General features: G+C 54.2%; 7 protein-coding genes and 2 pseudogenes. 2 read left to right on the top strand and 7 right to left on the bottom strand.

The window, feature by feature from the left end:
• Nucleotides 1-413: 413 nt before the first annotated feature.
• From MWU61_RS18005 to MWU61_RS17975, 7 genes and pseudogenes are all read right to left on the bottom strand, one after another.
• A pseudogene (locus MWU61_RS18005) lies at nt 414-584 on the bottom strand (integrase core domain-containing protein); the annotation flags it as partial.
• A 16-nt stretch (nt 585-600) separates the two neighbouring features.
• Nucleotides 601-897: a hypothetical protein gene (locus tag MWU61_RS18000; RefSeq protein ID WP_247129856.1), complete on the bottom strand. Its 297-nt coding sequence runs from the start codon at nt 895-897 to the stop codon at nt 601-603.
• Nucleotides 897-2531 (bottom strand): IS66 family transposase, encoded by a 1635-nt coding sequence (locus MWU61_RS17995; RefSeq protein WP_247129855.1) that lies wholly within the window; start codon nt 2529-2531, stop codon nt 897-899. The genes MWU61_RS18000 and MWU61_RS17995 overlap by 1 nt, the downstream gene beginning before the upstream one ends.
• 62 nt (nt 2532-2593) lie before the next feature.
• Nucleotides 2594-2941 (bottom strand): IS66 family insertion sequence element accessory protein TnpB, encoded by a 348-nt coding sequence (gene tnpB / locus MWU61_RS17990; protein WP_348645606.1) that lies wholly within the window; start codon nt 2939-2941, stop codon nt 2594-2596.
• A complete protein-coding gene (locus MWU61_RS17985; protein ID WP_247129853.1) occupies nt 2938-3318 on the bottom strand; it encodes a transposase in 381 nt (126 codons plus the stop codon). The genes tnpB and MWU61_RS17985 overlap by 4 nt, the downstream gene beginning before the upstream one ends.
• 186 nt (nt 3319-3504) lie before the next feature.
• Nucleotides 3505-4358 (bottom strand): annotated as a pseudogene (locus MWU61_RS17980) (IS30 family transposase); the annotation flags it as partial.
• A gap of 1645 nt (nt 4359-6003) precedes the next feature.
• Nucleotides 6004-6210, bottom strand: coding sequence for a helix-turn-helix transcriptional regulator (locus tag MWU61_RS17975; RefSeq protein WP_247129852.1), 207 nt, complete (start codon nt 6208-6210; stop codon nt 6004-6006).
• 90 nt (nt 6211-6300) lie between these two features.
• On the opposite strand from MWU61_RS17975, the gene MWU61_RS17970 reads away from it, so the two are divergent.
• On the top strand, nt 6301-7044 hold the full coding sequence (locus tag MWU61_RS17970) for a ParA family protein (RefSeq protein ID WP_247129851.1): 744 nt from the start codon (nt 6301-6303) through the stop codon (nt 7042-7044).
• A gap of 237 nt (nt 7045-7281) precedes the next feature.
• Complete coding sequence (locus MWU61_RS17965; RefSeq protein ID WP_247129850.1) at nt 7282-7557, top strand: hypothetical protein; 276 nt, start codon at nt 7282-7284, stop codon at nt 7555-7557.
• The last annotated feature ends 40 nt before the right edge of the window (nt 7558-7597 follow it).

Below are 7597 nucleotides of genomic sequence, written 5' to 3'. Positions count from 1 at the left end.
ATGGCGTGAACAGCATTACGCTTGTTGGCGTTCAGCTGGGCGACCTGAGTTCAGATGACTTCGTGTTTTAGACTTGGATGAGTATGAGGCGCTTCACCCTAGACTTTCCGCGCATTGTGAGGGCCGCAAATCAACTTCAAATATCGATTTGTGAACGGCGTTGCTTGGCAGAGGCAGTGGTCACTGTTTTCAAATGGTTCTTTTGCTGCCGTAATGGCGGACTACAGAACTACCGCCGATGCAGTCTTTAGGTGCCGCCATACTGTAAATTCGGTACTAGGATAACTCCTAATGTGGAGCGGCATGCATTTGCGGGTAGGCGAGTGTGAGCGCTTACACTTTCTGTTGCAAACGAGGTAATACATCCGCTCTTCTGAGCTACTCCCCAATATCTGGACAGGACACGGCGTAATTTAAGCTACTTTTCGCACCTGCTGATCGGGGTTGGTTGTTTCAATTCGCTGCCAGTAGGTCACAGCAGGTGGTTTGCCGCCAAGGGCGGAATGCGGGCATTTGTGATTGTAGAAGTCGACCCACTTTCTGACGCCTGCCTTCGCCTCTAATCCGGCTTCCCAAGCATGCAGGGTAACCGCCCCATTGTTACCGCGTTGTTTTGGCCTTGATGCGCGCGACCAATTCAGCATCATCGACGAAGTCTTCAAGGAACTCATGCCAGAGTGCGGTGGTCATACGGGCGTCGCGGATCATCTGCTTCAGCTCCTCGATGCCGTCGTCGGTCAGTGCAGTGACGGTTTCGTCGGCACCGGCATAGACGCTGACGATGTTGCCATATGTCAGATTATCGTCGTTAGAGATGATCGCTTCAAGAAGTTCGACATCCTCGCCCAGCATTTTAGCGACGTAGTCGATGGTGCGGACATGGGTCACCGCAGCCATCAGGCGGCCTCTGAATGGGCAGCGTTAAGTGGTGTCCAGTTCCACGGCAGCAACTCATCCAGCCGATTGATCTTGTGATCGTGGATGCGGTTCAGGATGTCGGCGAGATAGGCTTGCGGGTCGAGGCTGTTGAGCTTGGCCGTTTCGATAACCGTCATGGCCCGCGCCAAGGTTTCCGCGCCGGTGTCGGCTCCTGCAATCAGCCAATTTTTCCTGCCGATTCCAATTGGGCGCAGGGCGCGCTCGGCTGGGTTGTTGTCGATGGCGACGCGGCCATCGGACAGGAACAGGCTGAAGGCCTTTTGGCGGCTCAATCCATACCTGAAGGCTTTGGCCAGATCGCTTTTGCCGGGAATGCGCAGAAGCTGCTGTTCGGACCAAGCGAAGAAGGCGGAGACCTTTGGCTGGCTCAGCTTTTGACGCGCCGTACCGCGGACGTCAGCGGGCTGGCCATTGATGTCACGCTCAATGTCGTAGAGCTTGCCGATCCGGTCGAGCGCCTCGCGGGCGATCTCGGATTTTGTCGATGTCCAAAAATCATGGAAGTCACGCCGCAGATGGGCCCAGCAAGCCGCTTCGCGTAAACGCGGCACACCATTGGCTTCGGGCTCGTATAATTTTGCATAGCCCTTGTAACCATCGGCCTGCAGGATGCCACGGGCTTCAGCCAGATGGCTCAGGACATGCTCTTCCTTCCAGTTCGGTGCGAACCGATAGACTGCACCGGGTGAAGATGCCCCCGCCCATGGTCGTTGGTCACGTACATAGGCCCAGATCCTGCCTTGCTTGACCCCTTTACCAAGTCCCTTGTCGCGTCTTGAACGATCCAGCACCCGGATCGGTGTATCGTCAGCGTGCAGCAGATCGCTGCCCATGATGTCCGCCTCGATCCGCTCAATCAGCGGCGACAGTGTTTTCATGGCGCGCCCACACCAACCGACAAGCGTGCTTTCAGGAATGTCCGCACCCATGCGGGCAAATATCTCGTGCTGACGATACAAGGGAAGGTGATCGTCAAACTTCGACACCAGCACATGCGCCAGCAAGTTTGGGCCTGCCATGCTGCCCGGGATCGGACGGCTTGGCGCGGGCTCTTGCACCATCTTCTCGCAGCGACGGCAGGACTTCTTGATGCGGGCGATCTGAACCACCTTCATCTGCGCCGCGATCATGTCCAGCAACTCGCTGACATCCTCACCCACCACACGTAAGTCACCGCCACAGTCAGGACAGCATGTGCCAGGATCAAGTTCACGGCGCTCGCGCAGGGTCGCATCAGACACACGTGGGCGGCGGCGCAAAGCAGGCACAGAAGGTTCCTCTGGGATAGGCTCATTCAGCCCCTCGTCAATCGGCGCGTCATCGTCTTCGGCCACCGCAACCAACAAGTCTTCGAGCGCCAGTTCCAACTGTTCGATCTCGCGTTCAATCTTTTCCGAGGATTTACCAAAAGCCAGTTTCTGCAACTTGGCAATCCGCAGACGAAGCGCCTGAACCAGCTGGTCATGGACCCGTAGCGTCGCCGACATCTTGGCGTTTTCAGCTGCAATTTGGGCATTCTCTGCCTGCAAAGCGGCGATCATCGCCCTCAATTCGGCGGGATCATTGGAGAGGTTTTCAGTAGGCTTCGACATGCGTCTGACTACCAAAAATTAGGCTCAAGCACCATATAAATAACGATAATTCGAGCGTAGAATTACCCCACACGCGCTGGCGGAGCACCCCAATCCGGACGCCGCCAGTCGATCCCCTCCCACAGCATCGCGAGCTGTGCTGATGTCAACCGCATCGACCCATCCGCAGCATTCGGCCAGGGGAAGCGACCACGCTCCAAGACTTTGTAGTAGCGACAAAACCCTTGGCCATCCCAATAAAGCAACTTCAGCCGATCACCGCGCCGCCCACGGAAAGCGAATACCGCACCACCCGTCGGTTTCTGGCGCAACACATCCTGCGCCAGCGTCGAAAGGCCCGCGATGCCCTTCCTCATATCCGTGACGCCACAAGCCAGATAAACCCGAACCCCGGTTCCCGGACCAATCACGCCGCGTCTACCGCTCGGATCAAGCGGGTCAGCGCAGCCGGATCCAGTGTGCTGTCAAAGTGCAAATAGCGATCACCTCGCAGACGCAATTCAATTGCAGTCGGCGGAGGCGCTTCTGGAACCGGCAGCTGCGGCGCGGGAACCGTAACCTGAACCGGAATGTCCATCGGATAAAAAAGAGCGCCACCCTCAGGCGACCAAAGCCCTTTCTTCTTCAGATCATGCCGCCAAGCATAAATTTGTTGGCGTCTAATCTCATGGCGCTGCGCCACCTGGGTCACGCTCGCACCGTCGACACAAACCGACATAACAATCTCCAGCTTGTCATCGTCATGCCAGAAACGCCGCCGCTCAGCTCCAAGTATTTCGCCACGCATTACAGACCCCGCATAAGAGACGTCGCTAAGGACGTCATTAAACACGTGTCTTAGATCAAAGTGCCAAGTTCAGGCAGGCGGTGCCAATGGCGCGGTTACCATGCAGGTAGACGCATTCATATTTCAACGACCGCCACAGCCGCTCGACGAATATGTTGTCGAGGAAGCGTCCTTTGCCATCCATTGATAGCGGCGCAGGCGGTTGTTGGTGTTTGCAACCGTACCCTTTTGCCAAGGAGATTGGGGGTCACAGAACCAAGGATCGGCACCAATACCGGCTTTGAGATGTTTCCATGCCGTGAACTCAGTACCCCGATCAAATGTTTTCGACCGGCGTACATTTGAGAGAAGGGTGACAGGCTTTCAATTAGATCTTCCATCACTGGCTTTGGCTGCCGATCCGGATTCTTCAACACAACCGCAAACCTGCTGACACGTTCAACCAGCGATGTGACTTTGGCTTTTCCGAACTCCTTACAGAACATCACCAAGTCGCATTCCCAGTGGCCAAACTCGTCGCAATCCGCGATGACCTCCGGGCGATGTGCAATAGCCAATTCCTCAAGGAATCTACGTCAATGATGCTTGCGCGTTCCACGTGGCCGGCGACGTCTGCGGTGTTCAGACAGGTGGCGATAAAACTTCTCAGCACGGCCGTCGTTTGAAAAAGCGTAACCGTAAATCGTCTCGTGAATGACACGCATAGGATGGCGTTCCAGCTTAATGCGTCCAGCGATCTGTTCTGGCGACCATCCGGCATCAAATCCGTCGCGGACAGCAGCCATGATCCCAAGGTGCCGGATCAACTTGCGATGCACCGCACGACGCTTCTCATATTGGTCCTATGCATTAACCGCGTGATAGCCATTCAGCTGTGGAAGCTCGTTATCAGAATAGTAATTCCACCGGATCTCACGGTAGATTGTTGAGGGCGCACGATGCAAATTGTCGGCGATCTCTTTGATCGGTATTCTCGCTTCAAGCCATTTGGCCAACTTGCGACGTCCTTCGAGGTTCAGGTGAGGGTAGCAGCGTCCCATTGATCAACTCCATGCAAGGTTCTGTTTTAATACAGAATTCGCACTTCATTTGTGAATCCACCCGCGTACAATTTTAGAACCAATAATCAGGGTTATGTTCAATTATCGTGCGGATGAGGATGCGCAAATAGGTTTTAAACTGTAAAGCGCGGAAGCTAGCCAATCTAAGTTACAACCAAACCGTCTGGGAAAGCATTATTTACTCGAAACATGCCGGTTCCTGGCTCTAAAACCAATACAAGTGCGGAAAATGCTGCGGATTGCACCCTACATATCCTGCTTCCACTTTATCAAGGAGCTGTTTTGAGGCGCAATACGGCCAAGGGCAGCGTGGTGCAGGCTGCACCAGCGTGTTGCAGTCTGCACCAAAACCGGAATTTCTGCTGGTGCAGCCTGCACCATTCACCTGTAAGTAATTGAAATAATTACGAAAAAACCCAATACCACTTCGCTGTCCACTAGTTGGCTGTAAGGCCCTGTTTTTGCTCACAAAAACGCCTGTCGCAGAGATCTGCATGACGTGTGTAATTTTTATGGGACAGACTGTCCCACGAGATGCAGTCCTTCAAAACAGGTTTGGGTGCGTTGTCACAGACGACCCGCAAAACGCCTTACAGAACGATAACGCAAAGCAGGAAAATAGGAAGCTAGAGCCACACAGCGCGCCCTCAGGCTCACCGCCACCGCGCACATCGGCCTGAGAGCCCAAACGAAGCTCACTGAAGCGCAACTGCTGGCATTGGTACCCGTAACGTACAAATGAAGCCCGCAGCGCTCAGTGACGCTTGTTTCACGGCCGGCATGACTTGGATACAGAACCCGCCCAATCAATTTTGCAGGATCTCAATGTTCGTGCGGGATATATTCGCCCTTACCCAGTCAAAAGATCGGTCCGGCTGACCTCAAAGTTTCTACACACGTCATGCAGCTCTCTGCGGTAGGCGTTTTTGCGAGCAAAAACAGGGCCTTACAGCCAACTAGTGGGCCGCGAGGTGGTGTTGGCTTTTTACGCATTTATTTCAGTATCTTACAGACTCCTGGTGCAGGCTGCACCAGCAGAAATTCCGGTTTTGGTGCAAGCTGCACCACGCTGGTGCAGCCTGCACCACGCCGCCCATGGCCATATTGCGCCTCGAAACGGCTCTTTGTCGAACAGGATATGTGGGGTGTGATACAAATTTGGTTTGGGTGAACATCCTTGCCACGATCAGCGCCCGCGACGTTGAAGATCGGATGCAGGGGCGATCAAATCGCGACTAAGCCGAGATGTGCCGATCCGTCTGCAAATTATAGCACTTGGGTTTTAGGATGACTTCTCGAACGCTGAGGCCGCTTTGTACTGGGACTCTTCTACCGGTCGCGACCCACTCCAAGCATTCCATCCTGTGGCCACTACCGTCCGCGATATCCATCCCCCCAGCGAACGGGCTTGCCGCGAATGTCAGGCAGGCTTCGACTGAGGCGAAAATCAAGCGTTCAAGCCTTGCGGAATTCGCAGCCATTGCATCTCTTCGCCATCAGTCACTATCCGCACCACGCATTTGTTTATTTGCGTGGCACAGCAGCATCGATCCGCCCCCCCAACACGACCAATGTGTTCATCATTTGACCGAGCGCGAGCCGCAGCGTGCATTGATGTCCGGGATTAACGTTGAGGCCGCACCAACTCATCACAAGCCACGCCGAGCACAAGCGATAGCTCGTACAGCGTGATAATCGTCGGGTTACGCCTGCCGCGCTCGAGACCGCTCAAATATTGCTGACTGAAACCGGAACGCGCTTCGAGTTGCTCTTGCGTAAGCCCTTTGTCGCGCCGTATCCGAGCAACATTTTCACCGACGATTTTGCGCATATCCATGTCGGCGAAAATTTACGATTACATACTTTAATGTTATCAACTATAATGTGTATGCGCGATCTTTTTTAACCTATCGAGGCACCCATGAAAGTCATCACGACCTTTTCACCTAAAGGCGGCTCCGGCCGGACCACCACCGTCTTGGCGCTCGCATGCGGGTTTCTGGAACAGGGTAAGAAGGTCAGCGTGATGGAATGTACAGATCACGCAGGATCTGTGCCACGCACGCAATGTCCCAGCACAGTATTAGACTGGGTGCTCGACATGCAGAAAACCAGCATCAACCGTATTGCGCTCACCTACCTGCCTTGTCGCACCGGACAGCAGGTTGCCGATTGCATCGCGTTGGCGCGGATAGAAGGGTTCGACATCCTGTTGATTGACACGCAATCAACCATTGAGCGGGCACAGTTAGAAGCAATCCGCGGCGCTGATCTTATCCTCGCTCCGGCCTCGGGACCTTTTGAAGCTCGCTTTATCTTGCAAGGGATCGATAAATATATCGACAAACCGCAGGATGTGGTCGGCGTCGTCACAAATCGAAGTGACGATCAAGCCGCTGCGCGACGCACACGGGCTGCTTTTGGTACCCACCCTGCTTTCAAATCGGAATTGCCCTGCGCCGACGTCCTGGCCAACCAAATTGAAACCGGCGGCATTGCACAACGTGTCGCAAAACTAGCATGCAATCCCACCGATGCGGGGTTCGGGGCGTATCGCGATGCCTTGGCAGCATGGGTTGCGGTCCAACAGCTGGCCAGCGAAGTGCAATGGGCCTTGGATGGACAGCGCCTGCAAACCTATGACGCGGACGACCACTGCGCATAAGACTTGGGCCTTACATGCAACCTTTGCTCTGACACCACACCGCCTAAAGACGCAAAGGCCCGCGATACAAATTTCCCACTTGGTTGCCACCCCCTTCACCTTGCCTTTTTTGTTCGTTTGCAAAGACGATGCTGGAAAGGCCCCGTCGCTTTCGAACGGAAAGTGGCTTAAACGAGCACTTGGGGCGGCACTAAAACGCGACAGGTGCACATTGAAGCCCTGCGTCAAAGGCATCGCTTGCGTCAACTTGCGGCTTTGAGACATCGCTTTATCGAATCATTAGATGGCGATGACGAATGGGCGGCCTGGTACTTTGATGAATTTGTTCATCTTGTGCTTAGCTTACCAGCGGTAACCGATCATGAGATTTATTGGCTGATGCGGATTGGATACATCAAACAAATTCGCATTGATAATCTTCCGGAGTTTTTGACCTGCAAAAGCCGACAGAAGTGGGCTGGCCGAAAAATAGCACTAAAGCTTGCCAATAGCGAACTCAGCAGCCAAACTTAAAGAGATTGAACGAAACAACCCGCAATTAATAAGTGAAACG

The organism is Loktanella sp. F6476L, assembly GCF_023015725.1.
Lineage (GTDB): Bacteria > Pseudomonadota > Alphaproteobacteria > Rhodobacterales > Rhodobacteraceae > Yoonia.
Note: the sequence above shows the minus strand (reverse complement) of the source record. Positions and strands in the feature narration are given on the sequence as shown.

Bases quoted from the DNA above. Each gene is read 5' to 3' on its own strand.
- MWU61_RS17985 (WP_247129853.1), bottom strand. From the start codon at position 3,318: ATGCGTGGCGAAATACTTGGAGCTGAGCGGCGGCGTTTCTGGCATGAC.
- MWU61_RS17970 (WP_247129851.1), top strand. From the start codon at position 6,301: ATGAAAGTCATCACGACCTTTTCACCTAAAGGCGGCTCCGGCCGGACC.
- MWU61_RS18000 (WP_247129856.1), bottom strand. From the start codon at position 897: ATGGCTGCGGTGACCCATGTCCGCACCATCGACTACGTCGCTAAAATG.
- MWU61_RS17975 (WP_247129852.1), bottom strand. From the start codon at position 6,210: ATGCGCAAAATCGTCGGTGAAAATGTTGCTCGGATACGGCGCGACAAA.
- MWU61_RS17995 (WP_247129855.1), bottom strand. From the start codon at position 2,531: ATGTCGAAGCCTACTGAAAACCTCTCCAATGATCCCGCCGAATTGAGG.